At 72.9% G+C, this 16,670-nt stretch carries 14 protein-coding genes; 9 read left to right on the top strand and 5 right to left on the bottom strand.

Translation table 11 applies throughout. The features are described from left to right. Window positions 1-82: 82 nt before the first annotated feature. The gene (locus ACIQFU_RS00180) at window positions 83-1,726 is read left to right on the top strand and encodes a M4 family metallopeptidase (RefSeq protein WP_402547791.1); all 1,644 of its coding nucleotides are present in this window, start codon (window positions 83-85) and stop codon (window positions 1,724-1,726) included. A gap of 111 nt (window positions 1,727-1,837) precedes the next feature. Here ACIQFU_RS00180 and ACIQFU_RS00185 read toward each other — a convergent pair whose 3' ends face one another. After that, window positions 1,838-2,425 (bottom strand): NADPH-dependent FMN reductase, encoded by a 588-nt coding sequence (locus ACIQFU_RS00185; RefSeq protein WP_402547792.1) that lies wholly within the window; start codon window positions 2,423-2,425, stop codon window positions 1,838-1,840. Between the two features lie 163 nt (window positions 2,426-2,588). Between ACIQFU_RS00185 and ACIQFU_RS00190 the strand changes: the two genes are divergently transcribed. Both ACIQFU_RS00190 and ACIQFU_RS00195 read left to right on the top strand, forming a co-directional pair. Further along, entirely contained in the window at window positions 2,589-3,122 is a 534-nt protein-coding gene (locus tag ACIQFU_RS00190; RefSeq protein WP_402547794.1) for a hypothetical protein, read from the top strand. Window positions 3,123-3,240: 118 nt separating this feature from the next. Next, the gene (locus ACIQFU_RS00195; RefSeq protein ID WP_402547795.1) at window positions 3,241-3,873 is read left to right on the top strand and encodes a class F sortase; all 633 of its coding nucleotides are present in this window, start codon (window positions 3,241-3,243) and stop codon (window positions 3,871-3,873) included. A 22-nt stretch (window positions 3,874-3,895) separates the two neighbouring features. On the opposite strand, the gene ACIQFU_RS00200 is transcribed toward ACIQFU_RS00195, so the two are convergent. Next, a complete protein-coding gene (locus ACIQFU_RS00200) occupies window positions 3,896-4,678 on the bottom strand; it encodes a sulfite exporter TauE/SafE family protein (protein ID WP_402547796.1) in 783 nt (260 codons plus the stop codon). 166 nt (window positions 4,679-4,844) lie between these two features. Here ACIQFU_RS00200 and ACIQFU_RS00205 point away from each other — a divergent pair, with 166 nt between their 5' ends. The 5 genes from ACIQFU_RS00205 to ACIQFU_RS00225 all read left to right on the top strand — a co-directional run bounded on the left by ACIQFU_RS00205 (window position 4,845) and on the right by ACIQFU_RS00225 (window position 10,590). After that, window positions 4,845-6,080 (top strand): NAD(P)/FAD-dependent oxidoreductase, encoded by a 1,236-nt coding sequence (locus ACIQFU_RS00205; protein ID WP_402547798.1) that lies wholly within the window; start codon window positions 4,845-4,847, stop codon window positions 6,078-6,080. Then, window positions 6,080-8,695: a nitrite reductase large subunit NirB gene (nirB, locus tag ACIQFU_RS00210; protein ID WP_402547800.1), complete on the top strand. Its 2,616-nt coding sequence runs from the start codon at window positions 6,080-6,082 to the stop codon at window positions 8,693-8,695. The genes ACIQFU_RS00205 and nirB overlap by 1 nt, the downstream gene beginning before the upstream one ends. Beyond that, a complete protein-coding gene (gene nirD, locus ACIQFU_RS00215) occupies window positions 8,692-9,066 on the top strand; it encodes a nitrite reductase small subunit NirD (RefSeq protein ID WP_402547802.1) in 375 nt (124 codons plus the stop codon). The genes nirB and nirD overlap by 4 nt, the downstream gene beginning before the upstream one ends. Before the next feature lie 63 nt (window positions 9,067-9,129). Next, window positions 9,130-9,714: a TetR/AcrR family transcriptional regulator gene (locus tag ACIQFU_RS00220; RefSeq protein ID WP_402547803.1), complete on the top strand. Its 585-nt coding sequence runs from the start codon at window positions 9,130-9,132 to the stop codon at window positions 9,712-9,714. Window positions 9,715-9,822: 108 nt separating this feature from the next. Continuing rightward, on the top strand, window positions 9,823-10,590 hold the full coding sequence (locus ACIQFU_RS00225; RefSeq protein ID WP_402547805.1) for an SDR family NAD(P)-dependent oxidoreductase: 768 nt from the start codon (window positions 9,823-9,825) through the stop codon (window positions 10,588-10,590). A gap of 25 nt (window positions 10,591-10,615) precedes the next feature. Here the strand turns inward: ACIQFU_RS00225 and ACIQFU_RS00230 are convergent, their stop codons facing one another. Further along, on the bottom strand, window positions 10,616-11,548 hold the full coding sequence (locus ACIQFU_RS00230) for an oxidoreductase (RefSeq protein ID WP_402547807.1): 933 nt from the start codon (window positions 11,546-11,548) through the stop codon (window positions 10,616-10,618). Between the two features lie 192 nt (window positions 11,549-11,740). On the opposite strand from ACIQFU_RS00230, the gene ACIQFU_RS00235 reads away from it, so the two are divergent. Further along, window positions 11,741-12,202: an LAETG motif-containing sortase-dependent surface protein gene (locus ACIQFU_RS00235; RefSeq protein WP_402547808.1), complete on the top strand. Its 462-nt coding sequence runs from the start codon at window positions 11,741-11,743 to the stop codon at window positions 12,200-12,202. Window positions 12,203-12,247: 45 nt separating this feature from the next. On the opposite strand, the gene ACIQFU_RS00240 is transcribed toward ACIQFU_RS00235, so the two are convergent. Both ACIQFU_RS00240 and ppdK read right to left on the bottom strand, forming a co-directional pair. Further along, on the bottom strand, window positions 12,248-13,495 hold the full coding sequence (locus ACIQFU_RS00240; RefSeq protein ID WP_402547810.1) for an acyltransferase family protein: 1,248 nt from the start codon (window positions 13,493-13,495) through the stop codon (window positions 12,248-12,250). A 275-nt stretch (window positions 13,496-13,770) separates the two neighbouring features. Then, window positions 13,771-16,500 carry a pyruvate, phosphate dikinase gene (ppdK, locus tag ACIQFU_RS00245; RefSeq protein ID WP_402547812.1) on the bottom strand — a complete coding sequence of 910 codons (2,730 nt, stop codon included), beginning with the start codon at window positions 16,498-16,500 and terminating at the stop codon, window positions 13,771-13,773. Window positions 16,501-16,670: the final 170 nt, after the last annotated feature.

The following is a 16,670-nucleotide window of genomic DNA, read 5'->3' on the forward strand; positions in this document are numbered from 1 at the left end:
TTAAATCTGAGTCGGCATCAGTGCCTCCCCCCACTCCCCCCACCCCTGTGCGCCTTCGAGCGCTCCTCCCCCAAGGAGTCCGATGAGCCGAATACGGCACGTCAGAGGTTCCCGTACCGCCACGGCCGGCATCGCCGCCACCACCGCGACCCTCCTGCTCGCCGCCCTGGCCCCCGGCGCCACGGCCGCCGACCGCCCGACCCCCGCCGCCGCCCTGGAGCACGCGGCCTCGGCCCTGCTGGACCACGCCGGCGCCCTGGACCTGACGGACGCGCAGGACACCGAGGCCCGCGACGTCGTCGTCGACGAGGACGGCGCCCAGCACGTCCGCTACGACCGCACCTACCGCGGACTCCCGGTCCTGGGCGGCGACTTCGTCGTCCATCTCGCACCCGACGGCGGCTTCCGGGACGCCGACCGCGCGACGGACGCCGCCCTCGCCCTGCCCACCGTCACTCCCAAGCTGTCGGCACCGAAGGCCGCCGGCCTGGCCGCGGACGCGCTGCGCGCCGCCAACCCGGGCGAGCTGCTGAAGAAGCTCACCGCCAAGCCCGAGCTGGTCGTCGACGCCCTGCACGGCGCCCCGAAGCTGGCCTGGCGGACCGACGCGGTGGCGCAGGACTCCCTCGGCAACCCGGTCGCGCGCACCGTGCTGACCGACGCCGGCACGGGCGCCCGCATCGACGCCTGGGACAGCATCGAGTCGGCGTCCGGTGACGGCAAGTCGCTGTACGGGGGCACGGTGCCGCTCGAGACGACCCGGTCCGGGGCGTCGTACCAGCTCAAGGACGCGACGCGCGGCGACACGTACACGGGTGACGCGGAGAACCAGACCGACCTGTGCTTCCTGGGCATCTGCCTGGTGCGGGCGCCGGCGACGCTGTTCACCGACGCCGACAACCACTGGGGCACGGGGAACGCGGACGACCGCGCATCGGCCGCGGTGGACGCGCAGTACGGCACCGACGCCACCTGGGACTACTACGAGGACGTCCACGGGCGCAGCGGCATCGCGGGCGACGGCAAGGGCTCGTACAACCGCGTGCACTACGGCAACAAGTACAACAACGCCTTCTGGGACGACAGTTGCTTCTGCATGACGTACGGCGACGGTGACGGGGCGACCTTCGGACCGCTGGTCTCGCTGGACATCGCGGGGCACGAGATGTCGCACGGGGTGACGTCGTCGACGGCCGCGCTGACGTACTCGGGCGAGTCCGGCGGCCTGAACGAGGCGACCAGCGACATCTTCGGCACCCTGGTGGAGTGGCACGCGGGCAACTCCGCCGACCCCGGGGACTACCTGATCGGCGAGAAGGCGGTGCGGGACGGCTTCGGCCGCGAGGCGCTGCGTTACATGGACCGGCCGAGCAGGGACGGCAGTTCGGCCGACTGCTGGAGCACCTCGGTGGGCGACCTGGACGTCCACTACTCCTCCGGCGTCGCCAACCACTTCGCCTACCTGCTGGCCGAGGGCAGCGGCGCGCGGACCGTGGGCGGCGTGTCCTACGACTCCCCGACCTGCGACGGCTCCACGGTCCCGGGGATCGGCCGGGACAGGCTCGGCGACATCTGGTACCGGGCGCTGACGGTGTACATGACCTCGTCCACCGACTACGCCGGCGCCCGCGCCGCCACCCTGAGCGCGGCCGGTGACCTGTACGGCACCGACAGCGCCGAGTACGCGGCGGTCGGCGCGGCGTGGAGCGCGGTGAACGTGGCCTGACGGCCCGCCTCCGGTTCCCGGGCGCACCCGCGCCCAGGAGCCGGCGGACTACCGCCGCAGCGGGCGCCACGGGAAGTTCCCGTGGCGCCCGTGCGACGTTCCCGGGGCGCCTCACGCGCCGTCGTAGGGCCGCTTCTCCTTCGCCTCCCGCAGGGCCCGCCCCCACCACACCAACTGGTCGAGCATGGCCTTGGCCGCGGCGTCCGGACCGGACGGGTCCCTGAGCCTGCCCTCGTCGTCGAAGGACGCACCCGCGTTGTGGAAGGAGACGGTGTCGCGGACGGTGACGGCGTGCAGTTCGGCGAAGACCTGACGCAGGTGCTCCGCGGCCCGCAGGCCGCCGGCCAGACCGCCGTAGGAGACCAGACCGACGGGCTTGGCCCGCCACTCGGTGAAGTGCCAGTCGACGACGTTCTTCAAGGCCGCCGGGAACGAGTGGTTGTACTCGGGGGTCAGCACGACGAACGCGTCGGCGTCCGCGAGTTTCGGGGTGATCTGCGCCAGCACGGCGGTCGCCTCCGGGGTCGGGGCGAAGGTCGTGGGCAGGTCGGTCGCGGCGACGTCCACGACTTCGGGAACCAGGTCGTCGTGGGCCCGGAGGTGGTCCAGGAGCCAGTCGGCGACGACGGGGCCGAAGCGGCCGTGGCGGTTGCTGCCGACGAGCAGGGTGACGCGGAGCGGTGCGGTCGTTGTGTCCATGCGGGAGAGCCTGATACCTCAAGTTTGCTCGAGGTCAAGCCGCAGCGCTTCCGGGCTCGTTCGGAGGCACCGGTCACCCGTTCACACCGCCCGGGGAGCGGGCCGGGCCCGGTGCCACTTTCCTCGGTAGGGCAGGGGCCACCGAACAGCTCAAGGAGCACCGATGCGACGTACCGCCCGCCTGCTGACCGGCACCGCGCTCGCCGCCGCGGCCGTCGGTCTGACCACCGCGGCCCCGGTGTACGCCGGGGAGGGCGCCGACCCCGGCGGCCTGACGGTCTATCCGTCCTCGGTCGTGCCGGGCGAGCGGGCCTTGGTGACGACGGCGGCGTGCGGAGAGCACGGCTCCGCGGCCGGTGACGCCGGCGCGGTCGGCGCGGGCGCGTTCCCGCTGGCGCCGGGCTCGGACGAGGGGGAGGCGAGTGGCCACTTCGAGGTGCCGCCGAGCGCGCAGCCGGGGACGTACGAGATCGTCGCGACCTGCGGGGACGACGGCCGGCGGGTGACGGGCGACCTGGTGGTCACGCTGACCTCGGCCGCCGAGCGGGTGTACCCGAGAGGAAGCGTGAAGACGGGGGTCGGCGGCGCTCTTGGCCCCGATCCCGTGCAGACCGCGGCCGGCGTGGCGGCCCTCGCCGTCGCCGCCGCGGGCGGTACCTGGCTCCTGCATCGCCGGGCGAGAGGCGACGGGATCTGACGGGCACCCTCCGCTGCCCGTCCGCCGGTACCGCACTTCCCCACCCCCTCCGGGTCCGACGCCCCTCGCGGCCCGGAGGGGGCAGGGGGCTCCAGGGATCCGAGGGAGAGGGGACGTCATGCGCAGGGTCAAGGACACCGCGATAGCGGCCGTCACCGCGGTCGCCCTGTGTTCGGGGGCGTGGCTGCTGCTCGGCGGCGCCCGCACCGACGCCCCGCCCCAGCCGTCGGCCGCGCAGTCCGGCACCACCGGGCAGACGGGCCGCACCGACCGGGGTGCCGCCGCACCGGCGCTGCCGCCCTCCCCGCCGGACCGCATCCGCATCCCGGCGATCGGCGTGGACGCTCCGCTGACGGGCCTGGGCCTGACCGGGGCGGGGAGCCTGGACGTGCCGCCCGCCGAGAAGAAGAACCTGGCCGGCTGGTACGAGGCCGGCACCACCCCCGGCGAGACGGGCACCGCGGTCGTCGCCGGGCACGTCGACAACGCCGAGGGCCCCGCCGTCTTCTACCGCCTCGGCGCCCTGGCCAAGGGGTCGACGATCGAGGTCGACCGGCGCGACGGCGGCGTCGCCCTCTTCACGGTGGACGCGGTGGAGGTCTACGCCGCCGACGCCTTCCCCGACGAGAAGGTCTACGGCGCCGCCGACCGCCCCGAACTCCGCGTCATCACCTGCGGCGGCGCCTACTCACGCAGTACCGGATACCAGGGGAACGTGGTCGTCTTCGCCCATCTGACCGGCAGCCGGTGAGACCGCGGCGCCGCCCCGCCCCCTAAGCCACCCACTGCTCCCACGCCAGGTTCGCCACCAGTGCGAACACCACCGTCAGCAGGACGACGCGGACGAAGCCGCTGCCCTTCTTCAGGGCCGTGTGGGCGCCGAACATGCCGCCGGCCAGGTTGAAGACGGCCATCAGGGCGGCCAGCTGCCACAGCACCGCGCCCTGCCAGGCGAACGTGGCGAGGGCGCCCGCGTTGGTGCAGCAGTTGACGATCTTGGCGGTGGCCGAGGCGGTCACCAGGTCCAGGTGGAGCAGGGCGGTGAGGGCCAGGACCAGGAAGGTGCCCGTGCCGGGGCCGACGAGACCGTCGTAGAAGCCGATGCCCACGCCCGCCAGGCCGATCGCGGTGAGGATCTGGCGGCGGGTGGCCGGACCGGTGGCGGGCGCGGTGCCGAAGGCGGGGCGCAGGATCACGAAGGCGGCGACCACGAGGAGCACCACCATGATCACGGGCTTGAGGACCTCGGTGCTCATCCCGGCCGCGAAGAACGCGCCGCCCGACGACCCGGCCAGCGCCGCCAGACCGATGCGTACGGCGGTGCGCACGTCCACCGGCGCCTTGCGGGCGTACGTCACCGCCGCGCCCGTGGTGCCGACGATGGCGACCGCCTTGTTGGTGCCCAGGGCGTGCGCGGCCGGGGTGCCGGAGGGCAGGCCGAGCAGCAGCGCGGGCAGCAGCAGGAGGCCGCCGCCGCCGACCACGGCGTCGATCCAGCCGGCCGCGAGCGCGGCGAGGCACAGCAGAACGACCGTGGTCAGCGATATGTCGGGCATGATCGCGACCCTATGGACGGGATGGATGTGCCGTCCATCGAGATGAGGGACTTCTGAGCTTCCCGCCTCCCCTCACACGTACCGGCCGCGCCCGCTGAGGGCAGCGTTCCCCCCGGGAAACAGAGGGGATGCGGCCGGGTAACACCCGCACCGCACGCTCGACGCCATGACCTCGAAGACGCGTGTGGTGGTGATCGGCGCCGGACTCGCGGGTGTGGCGCTCGCCCGGCGGCTCGGTGAGCTGGGCACGCCCGCGCTGGTCGTCGGCGACGAGGAGCACCGCCCGTACAACCGGGTGCTGCTCGCGGAGGTGCTGGCCGGGCGGTACGGCCTCGAGGTGATCGCCCTCCCGGCGCCCGCCGGGCTGCTGCGCGGCCGGGTCAGCGGCATCGACCGGGGCGGGCGGACCGTGCGGTGTGCCGACGGGTCCGTGATCGCGTACGACACGCTGGTCCTGGCGACCGGCTCCAACGCGGTGCTGCCTCCCCTGCGCGGGCTGTTCACCCCGGACCACGAGCTGCCCGAGGGCGTGCACGCGTTCCGGACCATGGACGACTGCCTGGCGCTGTCGAAGGCGGTACGAACCGGGGCGCGGGCGGTCGTCGTCGGGGGCGGGCTCCTCGGGGTGTCCGCCGCCCGCGCGCTGGCCGTGCGCGGCGCCCAGGTCGTCCTGGCCCAGCAGTCCGAGCGCCTGATGGAGCGGCAGCTCGACCCGGCGGCCTCCGCGCTGGTGCGGCGGCACCTGGAGGACCTGGGCGTCGAGGTGCACACCGAGTGCCGGGTACGGGACGTGCGCAGTGCCGGCGGCGCGGTGCGGTCCGTGGAGATGGGCGACGGGTACGCCCTCGGTGCCGACCTGGTGGTGCTCGCGTGCGGGGTGCGGCCCCGGACCGGGCTCGCACGGGAGGCGGGACTGGAGGTCGCCGGCGGCGTCCTCGTCGACGACGAGCTGCGCACCTCGGACCCGCACATCCGCGCGATCGGCGACTGCGCCCAGCACGGAGGGCACGTGTACGGGCTGGCCGCGCCCGCCCTCGAACAGGCGGACGCCCTCGCCGAGCTGCTCGCCGGGGGCGGCGCGGGGAGCGCCACCCGCTACACCGGCACGCGCTCCCTGACCCGGCTCACCCTCACCGGGGCCGGCGACTCCTCCGGCCCCCTCGACCTCGCCGCGTTCGGCGAGACCGACCCCCGCCCCGGCGACGACGTCGTGCAGCTCGCCGACGCCACCCGGGGCACCTACCGCAAGGTCGTCGTCCGCGACGACCGGCTGGTCGGCGGGGTCCTGGTCGGCGAACTCGGCACCGTCGGCGCGCTGGCGCGCGCCTGGGAGGGAGCAGAGCCGCTCCCCTCCGGCGGCGGCCCCCTGCTCCACCTGCTCACCCATGACGGAGGCTCCTGATGACCGCCACCCCGCCCACCTCCCCGACGATCGTGCTGGTCGGTCACGGCATGGTCGGCCAGCGCTTCCTGGAGGCCCTCGCCGAGCGCGGCCTGACCCGCACGCACCGCGTGGTCGTCCTGTGCGAGGAACCGCGGCCCGCCTACGACCGCGTCCAGCTCACCTCGTACTTCTCGGGCAGGACCCCCGAGGACCTGTCGCTGACCGACCTCGCCCTCCTCGCCGAGCACGGCGTCGAACTGCACGTCGGCGACCCGGCCGAGACCGTCGACCGGGACGCGCGGAGGGTGACCGCCCGGTCGGGCCTGGTCGTCGGCTACGACCTGCTCGTCCTCGCCACCGGCTCCTTTCCCTTCGTCCCGCCCGTGCCCGGCAGGGACGCCGAGGGCTGCTTCGTCTACCGGACGATCGAGGACCTGCTCGCCATCGAGGAGTACGCGAGGACCCGGGCGACGACAGGTGCCGTGGTCGGCGGCGGGCTGCTGGGCCTGGAGGCGGCCGGCGCGCTCAGGGGACTCGGGCTCACCTCGCACATCGTGGAGTTCGCGCCGCGCCTGATGCCGGTGCAGGTCGACGACGGCGGCGGCGCGGCGCTGCTGCGCACCGTCGAGGAGATGGGGCTGTCCGTCCACACGGGCGTCGGCACCCAGGAGATCGTGACCGGCGACGACGGTGCCGTGACGGGCATGAAGCTGTCCGACGGGTCGGAACTGGCCACCGATCTGGTGGTGTTCAGCGCCGGGGTCCGGCCCCGGGACCAGCTGGCCCGGGACTGCGGACTGGCGGTCGGCGACCGCGGCGGCATCACGGTCGACGAGCGGTGCCGCACGGTCACCGACCCCCGCGTGTTCGCGATCGGCGAGTGCGCGCTGGCCGCCGACGGCCGGGTCTACGGCCTGGTGGCGCCCGGGTACGAGCAGGCCGAGACGGCCGCCGCCACCATCGCCGCCCAGGAGGCGTCCTTCACCGGCGCCGACCTGTCCACCAAGCTCAAGCTGCTCGGCGTGGACGTGGCCTCCTTCGGCGACGCGCACGGCACCACCGACGGCTGCCTGGACGTCGTCTACTCCGACTCCCGCGCCGGGCTGTACAAGAAGCTGGTGGTCGGCCGCGACGGCACGCTGCTCGGCGGCATCCTGGTCGGGGACGCGGAGGCGTACGGCACCCTGCGCGCCTTCACCGGCTCGGTCCCGCCGGTCTCCCCCGAGTACCTGGTGCTGCCCGCCGGTGCGGGCGCCCCGGCCCGGCTGGGTCCCGCCGCGCTCCCCGACGACGCGGTGATCTGCTCCTGCCACAACGTCACCAAGGGCACGATCCGGGGCGCGGTGACGGAGCACTCCTGCACGACCGTGCCCGAGGTGAAGAAGTGCACCAGGGCCGGCACCGGCTGCGGCTCCTGCGTCAAGGTGCTCGGCCAACTGGTCACCGCCGAGCTGGAGGCGAGCGGCGTCGAGGTCGACAACGGGCTGTGCGGCTGCTTCGCGCAGACCCGCGAGGAGCTGTACGAGGTCGTCCGCGCCCTGCGGATCACCTCCTACCGCGAACTGCTCGACCGGCACGGCCGCGAGGGCGCGCGGGGCGGTGAGGGCTGCGAGGTCTGCAAGCCGGCGGTCGGTTCGGTCATCGCCTCCCTCGCCCCGGCGATCGGCGCCAGCGGCTATGTCCTCGACGGCGAGCAGGCGGCCCTCCAGGACACCAACGACCACTTCCTCGCCAACCTCCAGAAGAACGGCTCGTACTCCGTCGTCCCGCGCATCCCCGGCGGCGAGATCGCGCCGGAGAAGCTCATCGTCATCGGCGAGATCGCCCGGGACTTCGGGCTCTACACGAAGATCACCGGCGGTCAGCGGATCGACATGTTCGGCGCCCGCGTGGAGCAGCTGCCGGTGATCTGGGCACGGTTGGTCGACGCCGGCTTCGAGTCCGGGCACGCGTACGGCAAGTCGCTGCGCACGGTGAAGTCCTGTGTGGGACAGACCTGGTGCCGCTACGGCGTCCAGGACTCGGTGCGCATGGCGATCGACCTGGAGCTGCGCTACCGGGGGCTGCGCTCCCCGCACAAGCTGAAGTCGGCGGTCTCCGGGTGCGCCCGCGAGTGCGCCGAGGCCCGGTCGAAGGACTTCGGCGTGATCGCCACGTCGGCCGGCTGGAACCTGTACGTCGGCGGCAACGGCGGCGCCACCCCGCGCCACGCGGAACTCCTGGCGCAGGACCTCTCCGACGCCGAACTGGTCCGCCTGATCGACCGGTTCCTGATGTTCTACATCCGCACCGCCGACAAGCTGGAGCGCACCTCCACCTGGCTGGAGCGGATCCCCGGCGGCCTGGACCACGTACGGGACGTGGTCGTCCACGACTCCCTCGGCATCTGCGACGAACTGGAGTCCCTGATGTCCGCCCACGTCTCGCACTACCGCGACGAGTGGGCCGAGACCATCAACGACCCGGAGAAGCTGGCCCGGTTCGTGTCCTTCGTGAACGCGCCCGACACCCCCGACCCGGTCGTGGGCTTCGTGCCCGAGCGCGACCAGATCAAGCCCGACCTGCCGCTGCTGGACATCGGCCTGCGGCGCCCCTCGGAAGACGACCTCCTGGAAGGAAGCACCCGGCGATGACCCTGGCACCCGAGACCCTCGCTCCCGCGACGGCCGGCATCGAGGTCCGGCTGCGGCTGACGGACGACTGGTTCACGGCCTGCGACCTCGGCGCCCTGCTCCCGGGCCGGGGCGTGGCGGCCCTGCTGCCGGACGGCGGGCAAGCGGCCCTGTTCCGGGACCGGGACGGCGTGCTGTACGCCATCGACAACCGGGACCCGTTCACCGGCGCGGCGGTCCTCTCGCGCGGGCTGACCGGCACCCACCGGGGCCGCCCGTTCGTCGCCTCCCCGCTGCTCAAGCAGCGCTTCGACCTCGCGACCGGGGAGTGCCTGGACGACGGGGCGGTGCGGGTGGCGACGTACCGGGTGACGGCTGTGAAGGCCCCCTGACCGAGCTCCGACCGACCCACTCTTTCTTGACCGATCGTTTCAGAAGAGCCTAGGCTGCGGGTCATGGCCAGGACCAAGGAGTTCGATCCGGACGCCGCGCTGCGGGCAGCCCTGGAGCTGTTCTGGCGGCGCGGCTACGAGGCGACGTCGATGTCCGACCTCGTCGAGCACCTCGGCGTCGGGCGCGCCAGCATCTACGCCACCTTCGGCAACAAGCGCGAGCTGTACCTGAAGGCGCTGGCGCGCTACGAGCAGGGACTGCTCCTGGATCTGCTGGAGGACCTGTCCCGGCCGGGCCCGGCCCTGCCGGGCGTGCGGTCCCTGGTGCGGCGCTACGCCGCCGAGGCGGGCGCCGACGACTCGCGCCTGCAGGGCTGTTTCGTCACCAACACCGCCGCCGAGCTGGCCCCGCACGACGCGGTCGCCGCCCGGCGGGTCGAGCGCAACTGGGACCAGCTGGAGACCGTGCTGCACACGTCCCTGGCCCGGGCCCGCGCCGAGGGCGAACTGCCCGCCGGACGCGATCCGCTGGCGCTCGCCCGGATGCTGCTGGTCCTGCTCCAGGGCATGCGGGTGGTCGGGAAGGCCTCGCCGGACCCGGCCAGGGTGCGGGACGCGGCGGAACAGGCGCTCGCACTGCTCGACTGAGCCGCGGGCGCACCCCTCCGCGGAGGGGTGTTTTCACGAGCCCATACTGAACCGATCGGTCAATAAAAAGCGACAACGCGGCAACGCGGTCAGGAAAAGGGGAGATCCATGACCACCCAGCGCTTCACCGGCAAGGCCGCCCTCGTCACCGGCTCCGGCTCCGGCATCGGACGGGCCGTCGCTCTCGCGCTCGCGGCCGAGGGCGCGAACGTCGTCGTCGCCGGGCGCGCACGGGAGCCGCTCGACGCGACGGCCGCCCTGGTCGAGGAGGCGGGCGGCAAGGCCCTGGCCGTCACCGCCGACGTCACCCGGGGCGCCGACGTGGACGCCCTCGTGGCAGCGGCGGTGGAACACTTCGGCCCCCTCGACGTGGCCGTGAACAACGCGGGCGTCTTCCGCGGCGGGGTTCCCCTGGCCGACCTGTCGGAGGAGGACTGGCACACCCAGCTCGACATCAACGTCACGGGCGTGTTCCTCGCCCTGCGGGCGGAGGTCCGGCACATGCGCACCCGGCCGGGTGGCGGCACGATCGTGAACATCGCCTCCACCTTCGGCGCGCACAAGCGCAGCCCGGGCGCCACGGCCTACGCGGCGGGCAAGGCGGCCGTCTCGGCCCTCACCCGGGGCGCGGCCCTGGACCACATCGGGGACGGCGTCCGCATCAACGCCGTCAGCCCCGGCGCCACGGCGACCTCGATGTCCCTGCGGCCGGGCGAGACGGAGGCGGGGCGGGCCGAGCGGATGCGCGAGGAGACGCCGCTCGGCCGGGTGTCGGCGGTGGCGGAGGTCGCGGCGGCCGTGCTGTACCTGGCGTCGGACGACGCGGCGTCCGTGGTGGGTACGGACCTGGTGGTGGACGGCGGCCAGACGGCCTGAGCGCCGGGGCCGGCTGCGGGGGCCCTCAGGGCAGCAGCGGCTCGTAGACGACCCCCGTCAGCCGCTCGGAGGCGGCCCACAGCCGCTCCCCCATCGTGTCGTCGGTGGTCCAGGACGCCCGCCAGGACGGTGCGGGCGACCCGCGCCACATCGCGAAGGACGGGCCGGTGAAGGAGTCGGAGGGCACGCCGGGCGCGGTCGCGGCGTACAGGACGGGCAGCGCGCCGGCCTCCGGGGACTGGGCGACGACCCGGTTCCCGAGCCGCGCCAGCCGCTCGGCGAGCCGGCGCCCCTCGGCCCGGGGCCCGGCGGTCTGGAGTCCGGTCTCGGCGTACCCGGGATGGGCGGCGACCGCCCGCACGTCCGAGGCTCCCTCGCGTGCCGCGAGCCGGCGCGCCAGCTCGTGGGTGAAGAGCAGGTTGGCGGACTTCGAGCGGGCGTAGGCGGTCCAGCGCCCGTACCGCCGCACACTGTTGAGGTCGCGCGGATCGACGTTGGCCAGGACGTGCAGGAAGCTGGAGACGGTCACGATCCGCGCGCCGGGCGCGGCGAGCAGGGAGGGCAGCAGCAGCCCGGTGAGGGCGAAGTGGCCCAGGTGGTTGACGCCGAACTGCGTCTCGAAGCCGTCCGCCGTCGTCCCGTGGGGCAGCGCCATCACCCCGGCGTTGTTGACGAGGAGATCGACCCGCTCGTACGGCAGCCCGTAGGCGAACTCCCGGACCGAGCCCAGGTCGCCGAGGTCCAGCCGCGCCGCTTCCACGGCCGCGGAGGGCACCTCGCCGAGGATGCGTTCCATCGCCGCGCTCCCCCGCGCCCCGCTGCGGCAGGCGAGCACGACGGTCGCGCCCTTGCGCGCCAGCTCCCGGGCGATGACGTGGCCGAGGCCGCCGTTGGCGCCGGTGACGACGGCGACGCGCCCGTCCAGGTCGGGGATGTCTCCCGTGGTCCAGCCGGTCATCCGCGGCTCCTTCGCTGGTCCGGACCCGCCCCACCGTACGCGCTCGGCGGCCCTGAGCGGAGAGCTACCGTCCGGTCACGTCACGTTCTCGTCACGAGTCCTTCATATCCCCACCACATCTCGCGCACCTCAATAGCTTCGTCACTTCATATCCGCTCATGCACACCAACGACACCACTTCCGGGACTCTCGATGAAGCTGCTCCGCAAGCCCGCCGCCGTGACCGTCGCCGCCCTGGCCCTGGCCGCCCTGCCGGCCGCCGCCGCCCAGGCGCACGACGGCACCCACCCGTTCAAGAACTGCACCGAGGCGTACGACGCCGGCTACTCCAACATCCCGAAGGGTGACGAGCACTACGGCGCGCACCTGGACCGCGACAAGGACGGCGTCGGCTGCGACAAGCCGCCGGCCGGCTTCGTGCCCGCGAGCGACAAGGACACCGGCGACGGCGCGGGCGCCGGGAGCGGGAAGGACTCCGGGAGCAAGGAGAGCGGCGGGGAGGAGGCCGCCGGGCAGCAGGGCACCGACCTGGCGGAGACCGGCGGGGACGACAGCACGCCGTACATCGCGGCGGGCGGCGCGGTCGTCGTGCTCGCCGGCGGTGGCCTGCTGCTGGCCGTGCGCCGTCGCCGCGACGGAGCCGGCGCGGCCTGACCCCCGGCCCGGCCCGGCGTCACGCGCTCCCGCGGCCCCGTCCGTTCAGCGACGGGGCTCGGGCGTCCGGTGGCGGGGCTCCGGTGCCCCGGTCCGGGGCTCCGGCGTCTTGAGGCTGAAGGCGGCGCTGCTCAGCCAGCGCCGTGCGGCCCTGGCCACCGGGCGCTCGACGAACCGCTGCACGACGTACGACAGCGCGACCAGGGCGGCGACGGTGACGCAGACCAGGGTCCACGGGTCGACCCGGTCGCCGAAGCGGTGCAGGACGTTCACGCCGATGGCGTCGTGCAGCAGGTACAGCGGGAAGGTCAGCGTGCCCGCCACGGTCAGTCCGCCCCAGCGGATGCGGCTGGTCCAGCCGAGGGCGACGGCGGCGATCAGCAGGAAGAACACCGTGATCACCAGGACCAGCCAGGCGCGGCCCGGCTGCCAGGAGTCCCAGTTGAGGCGGCCTCCGTCGGGCGTCAGCAGGTAGTGCAGGGCCACCAGCCAGGACATGGCGACGATGCCCCACAGCAGCGGTGTCGGCCGGTAGCGGTACATGAGGTAGAAGGCCATGCCCGCGATGAAGTACGGGGCGGACGGCGGGTTCACCAGCAGCGTCAGCAGGTGGATGTCGGCACCGGGCGCGAGCACGGCGGCGACGGTCCACAGCCCGCAGTAGATCACCACACGCTGGTAGGTCAGGCCCTTCCACACCACGACGGCGAAGGTCAGGTAGAAGCACAGCTCGGGCCAGAGCGTCCAGTAGACGGAGTCCAGGTGTTCCACGCCCAGCGGGGTCTGGAGCATCGTCAGGTTGGCGAACAGCACGCGCGGATGCGGGTGGCCGAACGGGTTGTCGGCGAAGTAGATCACGCAGGCCGTGATGGCGATGGCCGCCCAGTACATCGGGTACAGCCGGGTGACGCGGGAGATGAAGAAGTCGCGCGGGGTGCGGCCCCACGCGCTCATGCAGATGACGAAGCCGCTGATCAGGAAGAAGAGTTCGACACCGAGCCGACCGTAGGCGAAGTAGCCGTGCGCCTCGGGGAAGACGGTGTCGACGGGGCGGCCCCAGATGGTCTCCATCGTGGAGGGCACCTGACCGACGAAGTGGAAGAAGACCACGGACAGGGCCGCCAGGAACCGCAGTCCGTCCAGGGCCGCGAGCCGGTTCCTGCGGACCGGGGGCCCGGCCTCGGGGACCCGCTCCCGCACGCCGGTCCGGGTGCCGGGCACCGCGTCGGCGGTTCTGTCCCCGCCGCCCCGGTCGGTCGGTCCGGCCGGTTCCCTGTGCTCCGTCTGCGTCATCCAACCACCGTTCCGGGTGTCGGCCGCTGTCCGCTGCCAGGGCCCTCCAACTCTGCTGACAGCTTGCTGCTGCTCAGCCGACGGGAATTCACACCGTTGAACGTGTCACAAAGGCCGCCGGGATGTGAACGCGCCGCGGGAGGGCGCCGGACGGCACGCGAAAGGCGGCACCCCCGCACGGGTGCCGCCTTTTCCCGTGGTCCGGAGCCGCCGCCGATCGGTGAGGGTGGTCGGGTGACAGACGGCGGCTCCGGGGTTCGGGTCCCCTTCGGGGGTTACCGGTGGTCGCTGCCCTGCGACCGCGACGCCGCCCGGCCGGCCTCCAGGCGGGCCACCGGGATCCGGAACGGGGAGCAGGAGACGTAGTCCAGACCCACCTCGTGGAAGAAGTGGACCGACTCCGGGTCGCCGCCGTGTTCGCCGCAGACGCCGAGCTTCAGGTCGGGTCGCGTGGCGCGGCCGGCCTTCGCGGCGGCGGCGACCAGGGAGCCGACGCCGTCCTTGTCGATGGTCTCGAACGGGGAGACGCCGAAGATGCCCTTCTCCAGGTAGGCCGTGAAGAAGCTGGCCTCCACGTCGTCGCGGCTGAAGCCCCACACGGTCTGGGTCAGGTCGTTGGTGCCGAAGGAGAAGAACTCCGCGGCCTCGGCGATCTGTCCGGCGGTGAGCGCGGCGCGCGGCAGCTCGATCATCGTGCCGATCGACAGCTTGAGCCTGGTCCCGGTGGCGGCCTCGACCTCGGCGATGACCTGGTCGGCCTCCTCGCGGACGATCTCCAGCTCCTGGACGGTGCCGACCAGCGGAATCATGATCTCGGCGCGGGGGTCGCCCTTGGCGGCCTTGCGCTCGGCGGCCGCCTCGGCGATGGCGCGGACCTGCATGGTGAACAGGCCGGGGATGACCAGGCCGAGCCGGACGCCGCGCAGGCCGAGCATCGGGTTCTGCTCGTGCAGCCGGTGCACGGCCTGGAGCAGGCGCAGCTCGTTCTCGTGCGGCTCCTGCCGGGACTCGGCGAGCGCCACGCGCACCGACAGTTCGGTGATGTCGGGCAGGAACTCGTGCAGCGGCGGGTCGAGGAGGCGGACGGTGACGGGCAGTCCGTCCATCGACTCGAAGAGCTGGACGAAGTCCTGCTTCTGCAGCGGCAGCAGCTCCTTGAGGGACTCCTGGCGCACGGCCTCGGTGTCGGCCAGGATCAGCCGCTCCACCAGCCCGCGCCGGTCGCCGAGGAACATGTGCTCGGTGCGGCACAGGCCGATGCCCTGGGCGCCGAACCGGCGGGCGCGCAGCGCGTCCTCGGCGTTGTCGGCGTTGGCGCGCACCCGCAGCCGGCGCTTGCGGTCGGCGAAGGCCATGATCCGGTGCACGGCCTCGACCAGCTCGTCGGCGTCCTCTGCGCCCGCGTGCATGCGGCCCTCGAAGTACTCGACGACCGGGGAGGGCACGACCGGCACCTCCCCGAGGTAGACCTTGCCGGAGGAGCCGTCGATGGAGATCACGTCGCCCTCCTCGACGACGTGCCCGCCGGGCACGGTCATCCGGCGGCGCTTGGTGTCGACCTCCAGGTCCTCGGCGCCGCAGACACAGGTCTTGCCCATGCCGCGCGCGACGACGGCCGCGTGGGAGGTCTTGCCGCCGCGCGAGGTCAGGATGCCCTCGGCGGCGATCATGCCGTCCAGGTCGTCGGGGTTGGTCTCGCGGCGGACCAGGATGACCTTCTCGCCGGAGCGCGACCACTTGACGGCGGTGTACGAGTCGAAGACGGCCTTGCCGACCGCCGCACCCGGCGAGGCGGCGATGCCCCGGCCGACCTTCTCGACCTTCGCCTCGTCGTCGAAGCGGGGGAACATCAGCTGGGCGAGCTGGGCGCCGTTGACCCGCTGGAGTGCCTCGGCCTCGTCGATCAGGCCCTGGTCGACGAGCTGGGTGGCGATGCGGAAGGCGGCGCCCGCCGTGCGCTTGCCGACGCGGGTCTGGAGCATCCACAGCTGGCCGCGCTCGATGGTGAACTCGATGTCGCACAGGTCCAGGTAGTGGTTCTCCAGCGTCTCCATGATCTGCAGCAGCTGGTCGTACGACTTCTTGTCGATCTGCTCCAGATCCGCCAGCGCGACGGTGTTGCGGATGCCGGCGACGACGTCCTCGCCCTGGGCGTTCTGGAGGTAGTCGCCGTAGACGCCCTGGTGGCCGGAGGCGGGGTCGCGGGTGAAGGCGACGCCGGTGCCGGAGTCGGGGCCGAGGTTGCCGAAGACCATGGAGCACACGTTGACGGCGGTGCCGAGGTCGTGCGGGATGCGCTCCTGGCGGCGGTAGAGCTTCGCGCGCTCGCCGTTCCAGGACTCGAAGACCGCCTTGATGGCGAGGTCCATCTGCTCGCGCGGGTCCTGCGGGAAGTCCCGGCCGGCCTCGGTCTTGACGATCTTCTTGAACTTGGTGACGAGCTTCTTGAGGTCGGCGGCCTCCAGCTCGGTGTCGACCGCGACCTTCTTGGCCGCCTTCGCCGCCTCCAGCGCCTCCTCGAAGAGGTCGCCGTCGACGCCGAGGACGGTCTTGCCGAACATCTGGATCAGGCGGCGGTAGGAGTCCCACGCGAAGCGGTCGTCGCCGGCCTGCTTGGCCAGGCCCTGCACCGACTTGTCGGACAGGCCGATGTTGAGGACGGTGTCCATCATGCCGGGCATGGAGAACTTGGCCCCGGAGCGCACCGACACGAGGAGCGGGTCGTCGGCCTGGCCGAGCTTCTTGCCCATCTTCGCTTCGAGGGCGTCGAGGTGCGCACTCACCTCGTCACGCAGTGCCGCCGGTTCCTCGCCGCTGTCGAGGTAGGTCTTGCAGGCCTCGGTGGTGATGGTGAAGCCGGGAGGGACCGGGAGACCCAGGTTGGTCATCTCGGCGAGGTTGGCGCCCTTGCCGCCGAGGAGGTCCTTGAGGTCCTTGTTGCCCTCGGTGAAGTCGTAAACGAACTTCGGCGCGTTCGCTACCTGGGGATCTTTGTTTTCCGACACGGGTCTCGACTCCTCGAGGACGCGGTGGCTGCCCTGACGGCGAGGAATGTACCCAGATCAAAGGCCCCTGGGTACGTCCACTTGCGCGTCGCACGCCCGTAACCACTCGTCCGCCACCGGATCGAAAGTCAAGGCTTGGCAAGCGACCGACCGCTTGTGTTTTCACTTCT

This window comes from Streptomyces sp. NPDC093065, assembly GCF_044754585.1.
Lineage (GTDB): Bacteria > Actinomycetota > Actinomycetes > Streptomycetales > Streptomycetaceae > Streptomyces.

Coding starts and splice junctions, on each gene's coding strand:
- ACIQFU_RS00220 (WP_402547803.1), top strand. CDS start 9,130: ATGGCCAGGACCAAGGAGTTCGATCCGGACGCCGCGCTGCGGGCAGCC.
- ACIQFU_RS00205 (WP_402547798.1), top strand. CDS start 4,845: ATGACCTCGAAGACGCGTGTGGTGGTGATCGGCGCCGGACTCGCGGGT.
- nirB (WP_402547800.1), top strand. CDS start 6,080: ATGACCGCCACCCCGCCCACCTCCCCGACGATCGTGCTGGTCGGTCAC.
- ACIQFU_RS00225 (WP_402547805.1), top strand. CDS start 9,823: ATGACCACCCAGCGCTTCACCGGCAAGGCCGCCCTCGTCACCGGCTCC.
- ACIQFU_RS00185 (WP_402547792.1), bottom strand. CDS start 2,425: ATGGACACAACGACCGCACCGCTCCGCGTCACCCTGCTCGTCGGCAGC.
- ACIQFU_RS00230 (WP_402547807.1), bottom strand. CDS start 11,548: ATGACCGGCTGGACCACGGGAGACATCCCCGACCTGGACGGGCGCGTC.
- ACIQFU_RS00235 (WP_402547808.1), top strand. CDS start 11,741: ATGAAGCTGCTCCGCAAGCCCGCCGCCGTGACCGTCGCCGCCCTGGCC.
- ACIQFU_RS00200 (WP_402547796.1), bottom strand. CDS start 4,678: ATGCCCGACATATCGCTGACCACGGTCGTTCTGCTGTGCCTCGCCGCG.
- ACIQFU_RS00195 (WP_402547795.1), top strand. CDS start 3,241: ATGCGCAGGGTCAAGGACACCGCGATAGCGGCCGTCACCGCGGTCGCC.
- ACIQFU_RS00240 (WP_402547810.1), bottom strand. CDS start 13,495: ATGACGCAGACGGAGCACAGGGAACCGGCCGGACCGACCGACCGGGGC.
- ACIQFU_RS00190 (WP_402547794.1), top strand. CDS start 2,589: ATGCGACGTACCGCCCGCCTGCTGACCGGCACCGCGCTCGCCGCCGCG.
- nirD (WP_402547802.1), top strand. CDS start 8,692: ATGACCCTGGCACCCGAGACCCTCGCTCCCGCGACGGCCGGCATCGAG.
- ACIQFU_RS00180 (WP_402547791.1), top strand. CDS start 83: ATGAGCCGAATACGGCACGTCAGAGGTTCCCGTACCGCCACGGCCGGC.